We start from the raw sequence: 13,583 nt of genomic DNA on the forward strand, positions 1-13,583 counted from the left end.
GTCGACCGGGCCTGTGGTGCGGCGGCCGGAATACTCGCTTGCCACGCCACAGGGCCGGTTGACGGACGGGCGTCGGCAGGGCTGGCAGGATCGTCGGGTGATCACCGCAGCGGCAGACGGCTCCTCCCTCGGCAACCCTGGCCCGACCGGCTGGGGCTGGTACATCGACGACGAGCGCTGGGCAGCGGGCGGGCAGCGGCAGGGCACGAACAACATCGGCGAGCTGTCGGCGGTCATCGACCTGCTGCAGCAGACCGGCGACGTCGACGAGCTGTTGATCCTGTGCGATAGCAAGTACGTCATCGACTCGATCACGAAGTGGATGCCGGGCTGGAAGCGCAAGGGCTGGAAGAAGGCCGACGGCAAGCCGGTGCTCAACCGCGAGCTGATGCAGGAGCTCGACAAGCTGATGTCGGCGCGGCGGGCGGCGGGCGGCGCCGTGCGCTTCGAGTGGGTGAAGGGGCACGCGGGGCATCCGCTGAACGAGGCGGCCGATCGGCTGGCGAACGGCGCCGCGGTCGCGTACCAGCGGGGTGCGGTGCCGGATGCGGGGCCGGGGTTCTCGGCGGATGCGGTGGCCGGGCTCTCGGCGGATGCGGCGGCGGGCTCGGCCGATGTGGTCTCGAGACGGCCGGCTGCGCCGGCCTCCTCGACCGACGGCGGCGCCGCACCCGACCCGCAGGTCGAGGAGCGCTCGGCCGCAGGCCGATCGCGTCACAAGACCGCATCCGCCCCGCACGCGCAGGTCGAGGAGCGCTCGGTCGCAGGCCGATCGCATCACGAGACCGCATCCGACCCAGACCTCTTCGACGGCTTCGACTTCCTGGCCGACGAGCCGGTCGAGGCCGAGGCGGTGCGGCTGGAGCGCGCGCTGCTCACCGACGAGGTGCGCTCCGACCCGGCGTCGGTGGCGGCGCTGCTGCATCCGCAGTGGGAGGAGATCGGCGCATCCGGCAGGCGCTGGAGCCGCGAGGAGCTCCTCGCCGAGATCGCTCCCCTGCCCCAGCCGGTCGAGCTCGAGCTGCTGTCGACCCACGAGCTCTCGCACGACGCGTGCCTGCTGGTCTGGCGATCCGTCGGCGACGCACCGGCCCTCCGCAGCTCGCTGTGGGAGCGCTCCGGCACCCGGTGGCTGCAGCGCTTCCACCAGGGCACGCGCGAGGCGTAGGCGCGGGGCACGCGCGCCGCGCAGGCCGCGCGCCGCGCAGGCCGCCGCGCCACGCGACGCGCACGCGCGCTCCGAATCGAGGAGATGTGCCCAGGAGAGGACAATGCGTCCTCTGCTCGGCGCAGATCGCGGATCTGTCCTCCGCCGGTGACGCGCCGGGCGCAGCTCGCGGCGGCGGTCGCGTCAGCCGCCGAAGATGCTGACGGGCTTGACGATGTCGGCGTAGATGAGCAGCACGCTCATGACGCCGAGCACCGCCGTGACCGCGAGCGTCACCGGCACCCACTTGGCGGTGTCGAGCGGCGTCGCGACCTTGCCGCGCAGCTTCGCCCAGCCCCGTCGCACCGCATCGACGAGCGCACCCAGCACGTGGCCGCCGTCGAGCGGCATGAGCGGGATGAGGTTGAAGACGAACAGCGCCACGTTCAGGCTCGCCAGCAGCTGCACCATGGCGCTGATGCGCTCGAGGATCGGCACCTGGTCGAGCGAGGCGATCTCGCCCGCCATGCGCCCGACGCCCACGACCGAGATGGGCCCGTTCGGGTCGCGCTCGCCCGGCCCGAAGGCCGCCTCCGCCACATCCACGAGCCGCTGCGGCAGGTTGAGGATGAGCTCGCCCACGCGCGCCACGTTGTCGCCGACCGCTGGCAGCACGGCGCTGAGCGGCTGCTGCTCGACCACGTACTGCGGGCCCACGCCGACGAACCCGATCGTCTCGGTGACCGGCTCGCCTCCGGCCTCGACGATCTGCCCGACGTCGTCGATGACGTAGCGCTCGGTCTCGAGCGGCGTGACCTGCAGCGCCAGCTGCTGCCCGTCCCGCTCCACCACGAACGGAACCCGCTGCCCGGCCAGATCGCGGATCGCGGTCTGGATCGCGGTCCAGTCATCGACCGGCTGCCCCGCGATCTGCACGATCGTGTCGCCCGGCTCGATGCCCGCCTCGGCGGCGGGCGCCAGCGGATCGTCCGACTCGCACTCGGTGCGGTCGGCGGATGCGGCGATGACGCACTCGGAGACGCTCGCGATCGTGGTCGACGGCACGGCGATGCCGAAGCCCGAGAGCACGACCCCGTAGAGGACGACCGCGATCACCAGGTTCATGAACGGTCCGCCGAGCATGATGATGATGCGCTTCCAGGTCGCGAGGCGCCAGAAGGCCCGCTCCTCCTCGCCGTCGTGGATCGTGTCGGCGCTCGAGTCCCGTGCATCCTGCACCAGCGTGTCGAGGAAGCCCGTGGACGCATCCCTCGACTCCCCGCCTGGTCGCAGCGGCGGGAACATGCCCGACATGGAGATGTAGCCGCCGAGCGGGATCCACTTCATGCCGTACTCGGTCTCGCCGCGGCGGAACGAGAAGATCGTCGGCCCGAACCCGATCATCCACTGCCCGACGCGCACGCCGAAGAGCTTCGCGGGCCACAGGTGCCCGAGCTCGTGCAGGCCGATCGAGACGGCAAGGCCGACCACGACGACGAGCACGCCAACGATGTAGAGGAGAACGGCGTCCATCAGCGGTCAAGGCTAATGCCATAGGCAATGTGCCTACGCTGGCGAGCATGTCCCCCAGCCCTGCGCGACGCCCCGCCGCTCGGCGGCCCGCGACGGAGCGCGTGTCTCGCACGGCATCCGACGGACGCGGCATCGTGCTGGGTGCCATCGGGGTGCTGCTGATCGTGGTGCTGGCGTGGATCGTGACCCGCCCCGCGCCCGACCCGGTCGCGCAGACGGCGCACGTGGAGGGCACGCTGCCCGGCTCGGTCGGCGAGTGGAGCGGGCGGCAGCTCGAGAACGCGGCCATCGTCATGCAGGCGGGGCGCGACCTTGGGCTGTCGGAGCGCGACGTGCGCATCGGCGTCATGACCGCCATGGGCGAATCGAGCCTGCGCGTGGTCGACTTCGGCGACGAGGCGGGGCCGGATTCGCGTGGGCTGTTCCAGCAGCGCACCGGGTGGGGCGACTACGAGGTGCGGATGGATGCGTACGGCTCGGCCGTGCTCTTCTACCGCGCGCTCGCGCGGCTCGACGGGCGGGAGGGGCTCGCGCCCACGAGGGTCGCGCATGCGGTGCAGATCAACCGGGATCCGGAGCACTACGCGAGGTGGTGGGCTGACGCAGGGGATGTGGTGGCGGCGATCGATCGCTCGGGCGCGGTGGTCGTGGTGGAGCCGCGGGCGTAGTTCCGGTCTCGTGACGCGCGCGGCGGGCTAGCGGTTGACGCCGGCGACCTCGTCGGCGACGCGGCGCGCCCAGCGCTCGGCGGACAGCACGCGCTCGAGCGTCAGCTCGCCCGGCTCGTGCTGCTCCAGCACCCGCTCGATCGTGGGGATGATGTCGAGGAAGCCGATGTCGCCCCGGTGGAAGGCATGCACCGCCTGCTCGTTCGCCGCGTTGAACACCGCCGGGTAGGTCGAGCCCAGCCGCCCGACGCGCTTCGCGAGCGCCACCGCCGGGAACGCCTCCTCGTCGAGCGGCTCGAACGTCCAGCTCGACGCGGTCGTCCAGTCGAGCGGTGCGCCGACGCCCTCGATGCGGTTCGGCCAGTCGAGGCCGAGCGAGAGCGGCAGCCGCATGTCGGGCGGCGAGGCCTGCACGATCGTCGAGCCGTCCACGAACTCGACCATCGAGTGCACGATCGACTGCGGGTGCACCGTCACGGCGATCCGATCGAACGGCACGTCGAACAGCAGGTGCGCCTCGATCACCTCGAGCCCCTTGTTCACCATGGTCGCCGAGTTGGTGGTGACCATCGGCCCCATGTCCCAGGTCGGATGCGCGAGCGCCGCCGCAGGGGCGACATCGGCCATCCGCTGTCGGCTCCACCCGCGGAACGGGCCACCCGATGCCGTCAGCACGAGCCTGCGCACCTCGCCGTGCGTGCCGGCGAGCAGGCACTGCGCGATGGCCGAGTGCTCCGAGTCGACCGGCACGATCTGGCCCGGCCGCGCCTTGGCCATCACGAGGTCGCCGCCGGCGATGAGCGACTCCTTGTTGGCGAGCGCGAGCGTGCGACCGGCGTCGAGGGCGGCGAGCGTCGGCGCGAGGCCGACGGAGCCGGTGATGCCGTTGACGACCACATCGCACTCGACGGACTCGATCATCGTGACCGCGGCGTCCGCACCGAGCGCCGCCTCGCCGCCGAACTCCGACTGCTGCGCCTCGAGCCCGGCGCGATCGCTGCCGGCGACGAGGCCGACGACCTGGAAGCGGTCGGGGTTCGCGCGGATCACGTCGAGCGTCTGCACGCCGATGGAGCCGGTGGAGCCGAGCAGCATGACGCGGCGGCGGCCGGGAGCGTCGCGGGCGTCGGCTGCCGGGCCGCTCGCGGATGCCTGTGCGGTGCTCATGTGTGGGCCTCCCCCGCGGCGACGGTCTCGCCGTCCGCGACGATCGTGGGGGCGTGCAGCACCGGGAAGTTCACCGAGGATGCGATGAAGCAGTCGGTGCCGGCCTGCACGTGCGCGTCCAGCGCATCCGCCGCCTGCGACGCATCCGCGATCGTCACCACCGGCCGCAGCACGACGCGGGTGAAGCGGCCGCCCGTGCCCGCCGTCTCCATCGTGCCGATCGCGCTGTCGCTGTAGGCGGTCACGACGATGCCGCGGCTGGCCGCCTGGTGCAGGTAGCTGAGCATGTGGCACTGCGCGAGCGCGGTCACCAGCAGCTGCTCGGGATTGTGCCGCGCGGCGTCGCCGCGGAAGGTCTTGTCGGCGGAGCCCAGGATGTCGGGCAGCCCCTCGATGCGGACCACGTGATCGCGCGTGTACGAGCGGTAGGTGGCGGTGCCCGCTTCGCCCGCTCCGGTCCATTCCACCTCGACGGTGTACGCGTGCTGCATCGGCATGCAGCCAGCCTAGGCGTGAGCGGCTGCGAGCGGCGCGGACGGGCGGGCGGCACCGACGACTCGCCATCGCCGTCGGCTGTCGGGAAGCATCCCGCTCGGCGTAGGATTCGAGCATGACTGACATCGCTGCTCCCGCTGCTTCCCGCTCCCTCGTGACCGAGATCCCCGGCCCGAATTCTCGTGCGCTCCTGGAGCGCAAGGAGCAGGCGGTCGCGCAGGGCATCCCGCACCAGCTGCCGGTCTTCATCGCCGAGGCGCACGACGCGATCATCACCGACGTCGACGGCAACCGCTTCATCGACCTGGGCTGCGGCATCGGCGTCACCACCGTCGGCCACACCAACGACGCTGTCGTCGCCGCGGTGCGCGAGCAGGTCGGCAAGCTCACCCACTCGCTGTTCGGCACCACGCCCTACGAGCCCTACGTGCGCGTGGCCGAGTACCTGCAGCAGCACACCCCCGGCGACCACCACAAGAAGTCGTTCTTCATCAACTCCGGCTCGGAGGCCGTCGAGAACGGCGTGAAGATCGCCCGCAAGTTCACGGGTCGCCGCGCGGTGGCCGTCGTCGAGCACGGCTACCACGGCCGCACCAACCTGACGATGACCATGAACTACAAGCCGGCGCCCTACGCGACCGGCATGGGGCCGCTCGCCTCCGACATCTTCCACGCGCCGGGCTCGTACCCGCTGCAGGACGGCCTGACGGGCGCCGAGGCTGCCGAGCGCACCCAGTACTACCTCGACAAGCACGTGGGCGTGAGCGACCTCGCCTGCCTCGTCATCGAGCCCATCCAGGGCGAGGGCGGCTTCATCGTGCCGGCCGACGGCTACCTGCCCGCCATGCAGGAGTGGTGCACCGCGAACGGCGTCGTCATGATCGCCGACGAGGTGCAGTCGGGCATCTGCCGCACCGGCAGGACCTTCGCCTCCGACCACTTCGGCTGGGTGCCCGACATGGTGCTCTCGGCCAAGGGCATCGCGGGCGGACTGCCGCTCGCCGGCGTCACGGCCCGCGCCGAGATCATGGACTCCGTGCACACCGGCGGCATCGGCGGCACCTTCGGCGGCAACCCCGTCGCCTGCGCGGCGGCCGTGGCGGTCTTCGAGCAGATCGAGGCCGCTGACCTGAACGGTGAGGCGGTGCGCGTCGAGCGCGTGCTGCGCCCGCTGCTCGACGGCCTCGCCGAGAAGTACCCGGAGATCATCGAGGTGCGCGGCAAGGGCGCGATGCTCGCGATCGAGTTCATCGACCCGGACTCGGGCGCCCCCATCCCCACCGCACCGATCTCGCAGGCGGCTGGCAAGGACGGCGTGCTCGTGCTGACCGCGGGCACCGACTACAACGTGCTGCGCTTCCTGCCCAGCCTGCAGATCACCGATGACCAGCTGCGCGAAGCGGTCGAGGTCATCGACCGCGCCATCGAGTCGGTGAAGAGCGCCGGCTGATGCTGATCGGGGTCCCGCGCGAGGTCAAGGCCGACGAAGCGCGGGTCGCGCTCACTGCCACGGGCGCGACCGAGCTGATCGCTCGCGGGCACGAGGTCGTCGTCGAGTCCGGCGCCGGCGTGGGCAGCGGGATCCCGGATGCGGCCTTCGAGGAGGCGGGCGCGCGCATCGTCCCGACCGCCGCCGAGGCGTGGGCCGCGGAGCTCGTGCTCAAGGTGAAGGAGCCGATCGCGCGGGAGTTCGAGTTCCTGCGCGACGACCTCACCCTCTTCGCCTACCTGCACCTCGCGGCGGCTCCCGAGCTCGCGCAGGTGCTGCTCGAGCGCGGCACCACCGCGATCGCCTACGAGACCGTGCGGGCGCCCGACGGGTCGCTGCCGATGCTCGCACCCATGAGCGAGGTCGCGGGCCGGCTGTCGGTCGTGCAGGGCGCGCGCCTCCTCACCGCACCGGCCGGCGGCGCGGGCCTGCTGCTGGGCGGCGTGCCGGGCACCCGCGCCGGTCACACGGTCGTGCTCGGCGGCGGCGTCGCCGGCACGGCAGCGGTCGAGATGGCCGTGGGACTCGGCTCCCGCGTCACGGTGCTGGATGTCTCGCTCCCCCGCCTGCGCCAGTTCGACACCGTCTACGGCGGTCGCGTGCAGACGCTGCACTCCAACCGCGTCACCGTCGACCAGGCGGTGCGGGATGCCGACCTCGTGATCGGCTCGGTGCTCATCCCCGGCGCGAAAGCACCGAAGCTCGTCTCGAACGAGCTGGTCGCAGGCATGCGGCCCGGCTCGGTGCTGGTGGACATCGCGATCGACCAGGGCGGCTGCTTCGCGGATTCGGTGCCCACCACGCATCACGATCCGACGTTCCGCGTGCACGAGACGGTCTTCGCGTGCGTTGCGAACCTTCCGGGCGCCGTGCCCCGCACCGCGACCGAGGCGTTCACGAACGCGACCCTGCACGCCACCCTGCGGCTCGCCGATCTCGGCTGGCGCGACGCGCTGCGGGCGGACGACGGCCTGGCGCAGGGGCTCAACACGTCCGGCGGCCGCATCGGCAACCGTGCGGTCGCCACCGCACTCGACGCTCAGGCGACCCCGGTCGCGTCGCTGCTGGCGTAGCGGACCCGCTCGAAGCGCCCGTCCTGGAGCACCCAGGCGGGCGCTTCGCGCATGGGCGGCGGCGGCGGCGCATGCCTGAGCACCTGCCGCAGGGCGCGCTCGTCGACCCCGAGCACCACCACGGAGCGCTCGGCGCGCAGCCGGTCGAGCTCGCCCCACGCGGCCTCCCATTCCGCGACGGAGCCGATCACGAGCGCCGCTCCCGCATCCTGGCCGGGCTTCGCCGCGGATCCAGCCAGCGCATCGGGCGCCCGCGCGCCCGGACCGAGGACGACCGCGACGGCGCCCCGCGGCAGCGGCACGAAGCGGGGTGCTCGGCGCGGCGCGGCCGCGTCCGGCAGCGCGAGCTGGATGCGCTCGTCGCGCAGCCACCCGGCACCGGCCGGCAGTTCGCTGTCGTGCAGCCGCCCCTCCCCGCCTGCGACGAGGTGCTCCTGGCGGCTCGCGATCCGCAGCAGGATGCGCAGCTCGGCGAGCGCCGCCAGCGGTCCCATGGCCGTCGAGACGCGCCGCGCGGTCACCGCGACGGGCTGGCCCTCGCGCATCCGCCGGGCGATGGCGTGCGCGGCCGAGGCCTGCTGCTCGTCGCTGAGGCGCGCCAGCTGCAGGTCGAGGTCGTCGACGACCAGCGGGCCGGGCTCCTGCAGCGCATCCCAGAGCGCATCCTCGCGGTCGACGACGGCGGCGCCGAGCTGCCCCGCCACCAGGTCGGCGAGCGCCGTCCGACCGCTTGCCGCACCGCCGATCACCAGCAGCGGCCCCTCGACCTCCGGGCGCCAGGCCACGGGCGCGATGCGCTGCTCGGCCGGCCGGTCGACGAGCCCGAGACGGATGCCCTCGGCGTGCACCTCCGTGACCGGCAGCGAGCGCGGGAGCGGCTCGCGCCAGGGTCGCGCGGCCCGCGGCTGACCGGCCGCGGCGGCGACGAGCGCCCGCAGGTGCTCGGGGCTCGCGAGCGCCGCCTGCGCCGACCGGGTCGCGCCGCCGCTGATGCGCACCACGCAGCGCCCGCGCGCAGCGAGCGGGATGGCCGCAGCCGAGGGCGAGCCGGTCACCGCGACCGCATCGTGCTCGTCCGTCACGCGCAGCGAGATGCGGATGCCGCAGTTGGCGAGCAGCGAGTCGCGCACCGCCTCGGCGGGCCGCTGCGTGCAGAGCACCAGGTGCACACCCAGGGAGCGGCCGCGCGCCGCCAGGTCGACGAACAGGCGATGCAGGTCGGGCAGCTCCTGCAGCATCGCCGCGAACTCGTCGACCACGATCACCAGCCGGGGAACGCCCGTCGCCGCCTCGATCGCCCTGACGCCCTGCTCGGCGAGCAGCCGCTCTCGACGCCGCAGCTCCGCCCGGAGGCTCTCGATCGCGCGCAGCGCGCCGGCCTGATCGAGGTCGGTCATGACCCCGACGCAGTGCGCCAGGCCGTGCAGCGGCGCGAACGAGGCACCTCCCTTGAAGTCGACCAGCAGGAACGACACCTCGGCCGTCGAGCGCCGCGCAGCGAGCGCCGCGACCCAGGCGATCAGCAGCTCGCTCTTGCCGGAGCCCGTCGTGCCGCCCACCACCGCGTGCGGGCCGTCGCGCACGAGGTCGAGCTCGATCGGCTCGTCAGCGACGAGGAACACGGCGGAGAGCCCGCCCTGCGCGACGGGCAGCTCCTCGAGTCCGACGCTCGCCGGCAGCGAGCCCGCGCGGCGGAACCCCGCATGCGCGGCAGCGCCCGCGAGCGTCTCGATCGCCGCTCGGGCCTCCCGTTCGCTCAGCGCGACCGGCCGGCACGGACGCTCGCCCACCCTGGCATCGTCGAGTGCCGCGTGCACGACGACCCTGCACTCGCGCGGCAGCCCGTCGGCGCGCTCCGCCAGCGCGACGGTCACCTCGAGCCCGTCGCCGACCAGGCGCACCGCAGAGCCAGGCTCGCGATGCAGCACGTGCGGGAGGGCGTCGAACCAGTCCCAGCGCGGGTCGTCGGGCACGATCGCCTCCGCCGCGTCGGGAGGCACGGCATCCAGGATCTGCACCAGCGCGGCGCGCGCGAGCGCGAGCGCCACGAGCGGCGGGCCGACGACGCCGATCCCCTCCCGCGCATCGACGACGATCGGGCCGTCGACGACGGCGGCGGCCGTGCGCAGGCGATCCACCGCCGGCGCAGCCGCCAGTCGCCGCACCGCGGGATCGGATGCGGGCACGGTGCCCTCCAGCGCGATCCCTGACGGCAGCGGTCCCGTGCCCAGCACCACCGCCACCGGAGCATCGTCCGCGCGGCGCCAGCGGTGCGGATCGTGCGGTGGGCGAGCGGCGACCGCTCGCGGTCCCGGGTGCTCGGCGATCAGCGCCGCGCGCCGCTCGTCGAGGGCAGCATCCACGGAGCCGGCGACCTCGGCGAGCTCGACCCGCCAGCGGTCCGCCTCGCGCCGGCGTCGCCTGCGACGCGTGCGCCGGCCGTCGCCGAGGCCCGCGACGGCGATGACGGGGCCGAGCAGCGCGAAGGCCAGCACCGTGGGCGTCTGCAGCAGCAGCCACAGGGCACCGGCGCCCAGCACGGGCGCGAGGCTTGCGAACAGGGGGAACGGGGCAGGCTCCGGGTCGGTCGGCGGTCTGGGCAGGTCGATGCGCGTCTGCATGGCGGAAGCATGCGGCGCGCGGGGATCGCCCGGCTGCGAGGCGGCGGCGGGCTGTGGAGAGGCGCCGTCAGCGCTGCACGAGCGAGGCCGGATTCAGCTTCGCGAGCACGGGCCGCAGCTGGCCCTCGCGCCGGTCGCGCTCGCCGAGCACGGCGGCGCCCAGCTCCCAGGCGGTCGCGACCTCGCGCTCGGTCGGCTGCGCGGCGGCGAAGACGGCTCGATCGACGCGGTGGGCCAGCTCGCGCATGCGCCCGTCCTCCCCCGCCTGCTCGACCCGGGTGCCAGATGGCGGCAGTGTCTCGCCGCGGTCGCGCAGCCCGTCGACCACCTCGGCCCAGGCCCCCTCGGCCTGCTCGCGGGGAGCCTCGGCATTGCGCCGCCGCCGACGGCGGACGACCTTCGCGAGCACGAGGCCGACGGGGATCGCGGCGATCAGCGCGATGAGGCCCAGCACGCCCCCGATCGCGGCGATCGCGCGCAGCAGCCGCGCTCCCCCGTCGTCGGTATCGGTCGGCGCGCTCGGCGCGGCGGGATCGGCGCCGTCGATCTGACCTCCGGGCGCGGGCGCCGGCGCCTGCAGCACGGGCGGCTCCTCGACGACGGTGGGCGCCTGCTGCTCCTGCTCGGGGATGGGGCGCACGTCCGGGACGACGTCGAGGCCCACCCAGCCGGTTGTGGTGCGCACCTCGATCCATGCCTCCGCATCCGAGCCCACGACCGCGGTGGGCTGGCCGCTCTCGATCGCGGGCGTGAAGCCGACCACCACGCGCGCGTCGAAGTCGAGCTGTCGAGCCAGCAGCATCGCCGCGGTCGCGTACTGCTCGGCGTCGCCGATCATCGGCTCGGTGAAGAGCTCCTCGAGCCGCACGAGCGAATGGCCCGGGCGCGACGGCGCCTCGTCGCCGACGCCGTGGCTGACGTAGCCGTCGGCGCGGATGCCGGCGAGCATCGCCGCGAGGCGCTCACCGGGGCTCGTCTCGCCGCCGGTCCAGCCGGCGAGCGCCGTGAGCATCGCGTCGGGGAGCGTCTCCGAGCCCTGCCGCGGGTCGGCGGGCTCGAGCGCCGCGACATCCTCGGCCGCGGCGACCGGGCCGGCCGACTGGGCGAGCATCTGGTAGCCGTCCCCGCGCTCGAGCCCGCTGCCGATCACGTAGGCGTTGAGTGCGGTGCTGCGATGCAGATCGGCGGCCAGCGTCTCGGAGCGCGGGCCGACGAAGCGGATCGCGGACGGCCTGCCGACGACCGGCAGCCACTGGCTCGAGAGCTCGCCGATCGTGACCCCGACGACCCGGCCATCACCGGGCTCGGCTGCCGCGACGCGCTCGAACGGCGAGCGGCCGACGCCCAGCACCTCGCCGTCGTAGCGATCGAGCACGGCCAGACGGATGCGGTCGCCGGGCTCGAGGCCGGTGGCTGTCAGCTGCGTCGCGGCACGCCCCTGCGCCGACCAGTACGCGCGGTAGGCGGACAGCGGCGACGCGCCCTGCAGGTCGACCGATGTCGGGCTGTCGCCACGCAGCACGACCCGCTCCGGCAGCTGCAGGGCGGCGCCCGCGGCGGATGCGGCGCTGACGGCGAGGATGGCGACGAGGATGCCGGAGCCCACGCGTCGCGCGAGCGAGGAGAGCGCTCTGGGGGCGCGACTGCGACGGCGGGCCTGCCGCACGAGGGCGACGTAGCCCGCGATCGGCACCAGCATGACGAGGCCGCTCAGCCACGGTTCCGGCAGGTCGCGCGGTCCCCAGAGGATCGACCACACGCCGATCAGCGCCGGGGCGAGCGCCGCCGTCTCCGCCCGCTTGGAGCGGAGCGCGACGGTGACGCCGATCACGGTGGCGACGAGCACCAGCACCACGGGCGCCATGAGCAGCGAATCGCCGATGCCGACCGGCAGCCCGATCGTCAACAGCCGTCGCCACGACAGCACGATCGCCGCCATCGCATCGCCGAAGGCGGGCAGCCACGCGCCGCGCGGGATCTGCTGCGGCGCCGACAGCGGCACCGCCAGCAGCGCGATCGCCGTCAACCCGGTGATGATGAGCAGCAGGGCGCTCCACCTGCGCACGGCACCGAGCCAGGCGATCCCCGTCCCGACGAGCATCACGACCGCGAGGGCGACGACGAGCTGCAGCGTGCCGAAGATCCACCACATCGGCACGCACGCGGCGGCGATCGCGACCAGCAGGACGCCGACGGCGGGGGCGCGCTGGATCATCGCTGCCTCAGCTGCCCGATGCCGCGGCTGAGATCCTCGATCGCGCCGACCGTGACGACATCCGCATCCCCGAGCCGCGAGCGCAACGGCAGCGCGCCGACCGCGGCGCGCACCACGACGGAGACGACGCCCGCGGGCATGCCGTTCGCGGCCGTGCGGAGCGTGCGCGGCGACACCTGCGAGCCGGTGACGAGCCAGGCGAGGCTGCCGGCCGCGGTGCCGCGGGAGGCGCGGGCGGCCGGAGCGATGCCGTGCGGACGCGTCGGCTCGAGCACCGCGAGCGCGTCGAGCAGCCGGTCGCGCGTCACGGCATCGACGACCGGAGCCTCGCCGCGCTCGGTCTTCGGGCTCTCGACGACGCGCAGCCTGCGGCGATCCGACATGGCGGCCAGGCCGAGCGTGCCGACGAGCGAGAGCGCGAGCTCGAAGTCGTCGCCGTCGTACTCGCTCGGGTCGGTGGAGAGGACGATGAGCGTGTCGGCGCGCCGGGACGGCTCGAACTGCCGCACGAGCAGCGCGCCGTGGCGGGCGCTGGAGCGCCAGTGCACGAGCCGCCGGTCGTCGCCGGGGCTGTATTCGCGCAGGCTGTGGAAGGAGACGTCGTCGGCGGTGCGCTCGGCCGCGGCCTCGCCGTCGAGATCGCGCACGATGCCGCCGGCGCCGCCGGGCAGGCGCACGACGCGCGGATGCACGACGAGCGTGCGCGACTCGGTGAGCCGGTGCCGTCGCTCCAGCACGCCGAAGGGATCGGTGCGCATGATCGTCGCCGGCCCGATGGTCCGCAAGCCCCGGCGCGAGGTGTCGAGCGGCACCGTGCGCACCACGCGTCCGCCGATCTCGATGGCCGGGATCTCGAGCACCGCCTCCTCGTCGCCGATGTCGAGGTCGACCTGGGTGGGGGTGGCGGCGCGGGTCGGGCGCGAGACCTCCACGAGGGCGAGCGCGTCGGCGCCCACCGGGACGCGCTCGGCGCTCAGGCCGATGCGCGCACGCGCCCAGCGCTCGCCGATGATCCACGGGATCGCCGCGACGACGAGCACGGCGGCGGCCACGGCCGCCACGATCGCCTCGGTCCACCCCATCGTCCGCGCCAGCACGGTGCCCCCCAGCACGACCGCGAGCAGCGTCCACCCCCACGGGGTGATCGCGCGCAGGGCGGCGTCGAGCCAGCGCAT

The 13,583-nt window shown here is 74.0% G+C and carries 10 protein-coding genes; 4 read left to right on the forward strand and 6 right to left on the reverse strand.

Features of this window, described 5'->3' with window-relative positions:
• Positions 1-97 precede the first annotated feature (97 nt).
• A complete protein-coding gene (locus ABG090_RS08745) occupies positions 98-1,168 on the forward strand; it encodes a ribonuclease HI family protein (protein WP_347754097.1) in 1,071 nt (356 codons plus the stop codon).
• A gap of 183 nt (positions 1,169-1,351) precedes the next feature.
• Here the strand turns inward: ABG090_RS08745 and ABG090_RS08750 are convergent, their stop codons facing one another.
• Positions 1,352-2,680, reverse strand: a complete 1,329-nt coding sequence (locus ABG090_RS08750) for a site-2 protease family protein (protein WP_347754098.1) — start codon at positions 2,678-2,680, stop codon at positions 1,352-1,354.
• Positions 2,681-2,727: 47 nt separating this feature from the next.
• On the opposite strand from ABG090_RS08750, the gene ABG090_RS08755 reads away from it, so the two are divergent.
• Positions 2,728-3,348, forward strand: coding sequence for a peptidase M23 (locus ABG090_RS08755; RefSeq protein WP_347754099.1), 621 nt, complete (start codon positions 2,728-2,730; stop codon positions 3,346-3,348).
• A gap of 27 nt (positions 3,349-3,375) precedes the next feature.
• Here the strand turns inward: ABG090_RS08755 and dxr are convergent, their stop codons facing one another.
• Positions 3,376-4,443 carry a 1-deoxy-D-xylulose-5-phosphate reductoisomerase gene (dxr, locus tag ABG090_RS08760; RefSeq protein WP_347757573.1) on the reverse strand — a complete coding sequence of 356 codons (1,068 nt, stop codon included), beginning with the start codon at positions 4,441-4,443 and terminating at the stop codon, positions 3,376-3,378.
• 68 nt (positions 4,444-4,511) lie between these two features.
• Positions 4,512-5,012, reverse strand: coding sequence for an OsmC family protein (locus tag ABG090_RS08765; RefSeq protein ID WP_347754100.1), 501 nt, complete (start codon positions 5,010-5,012; stop codon positions 4,512-4,514).
• A gap of 113 nt (positions 5,013-5,125) precedes the next feature.
• On the opposite strand from ABG090_RS08765, the gene ABG090_RS08770 reads away from it, so the two are divergent.
• Complete coding sequence (locus tag ABG090_RS08770) at positions 5,126-6,460, forward strand: aminotransferase class III-fold pyridoxal phosphate-dependent enzyme (protein ID WP_347754101.1); 1,335 nt, start codon at positions 5,126-5,128, stop codon at positions 6,458-6,460.
• Positions 6,460-7,572 carry an alanine dehydrogenase gene (gene ald, locus ABG090_RS08775; protein ID WP_347754102.1) on the forward strand — a complete coding sequence of 371 codons (1,113 nt, stop codon included), beginning with the start codon at positions 6,460-6,462 and terminating at the stop codon, positions 7,570-7,572. Before ABG090_RS08770 ends, ald begins: the two co-directional genes overlap by 1 nt.
• Here the strand turns inward: ald and ABG090_RS08780 are convergent.
• From ABG090_RS08780 to ABG090_RS08790, 3 genes are all read right to left on the reverse strand, one after another.
• Positions 7,539-10,193, reverse strand: a complete 2,655-nt coding sequence (locus ABG090_RS08780) for an FtsK/SpoIIIE domain-containing protein (RefSeq protein ID WP_347754103.1) — start codon at positions 10,191-10,193, stop codon at positions 7,539-7,541. The two genes, ald and ABG090_RS08780, sit on opposite strands and share 34 nt — an antisense overlap.
• 67 nt (positions 10,194-10,260) lie before the next feature.
• On the reverse strand, positions 10,261-12,408 hold the full coding sequence (locus ABG090_RS08785; protein ID WP_347754104.1) for a transglutaminase domain-containing protein: 2,148 nt from the start codon (positions 12,406-12,408) through the stop codon (positions 10,261-10,263).
• Positions 12,405-13,583 (reverse strand): DUF58 domain-containing protein, encoded by a 1,179-nt coding sequence (locus ABG090_RS08790; protein ID WP_347754105.1) that lies wholly within the window; start codon positions 13,581-13,583, stop codon positions 12,405-12,407. The genes ABG090_RS08785 and ABG090_RS08790 overlap by 4 nt, the downstream gene beginning before the upstream one ends.

It is taken from the genome of Agrococcus sp. ProA11, assembly GCF_039880525.1.
In the GTDB taxonomy this organism is placed as follows: Bacteria; Actinomycetota; Actinomycetes; order Actinomycetales; family Microbacteriaceae; genus Agrococcus; species Agrococcus chionoecetis.

Bases quoted from the DNA above. Each gene is read 5' to 3' on its own strand.
- ABG090_RS08780 (WP_347754103.1), bottom strand. From the start codon at position 10,193: ATGCAGACGCGCATCGACCTGCCCAGACCGCCGACCGACCCGGAGCCT.
- ABG090_RS08790 (WP_347754105.1), bottom strand. From the start codon at position 13,583: ATGCGCTGGCTCGACGCCGCCCTGCGCGCGATCACCCCGTGGGGGTGG.
- ABG090_RS08785 (WP_347754104.1), bottom strand. From the start codon at position 12,408: ATGATCCAGCGCGCCCCCGCCGTCGGCGTCCTGCTGGTCGCGATCGCC.
- ald (WP_347754102.1), top strand. From the start codon at position 6,460: ATGCTGATCGGGGTCCCGCGCGAGGTCAAGGCCGACGAAGCGCGGGTC.
- ABG090_RS08750 (WP_347754098.1), bottom strand. From the start codon at position 2,680: ATGGACGCCGTTCTCCTCTACATCGTTGGCGTGCTCGTCGTCGTGGTC.
- ABG090_RS08755 (WP_347754099.1), top strand. From the start codon at position 2,728: ATGTCCCCCAGCCCTGCGCGACGCCCCGCCGCTCGGCGGCCCGCGACG.
- ABG090_RS08770 (WP_347754101.1), top strand. From the start codon at position 5,126: ATGACTGACATCGCTGCTCCCGCTGCTTCCCGCTCCCTCGTGACCGAG.
- ABG090_RS08765 (WP_347754100.1), bottom strand. From the start codon at position 5,012: ATGCCGATGCAGCACGCGTACACCGTCGAGGTGGAATGGACCGGAGCG.
- dxr (WP_347757573.1), bottom strand. From the start codon at position 4,443: ATGCTGCTCGGCTCCACCGGCTCCATCGGCGTGCAGACGCTCGACGTG.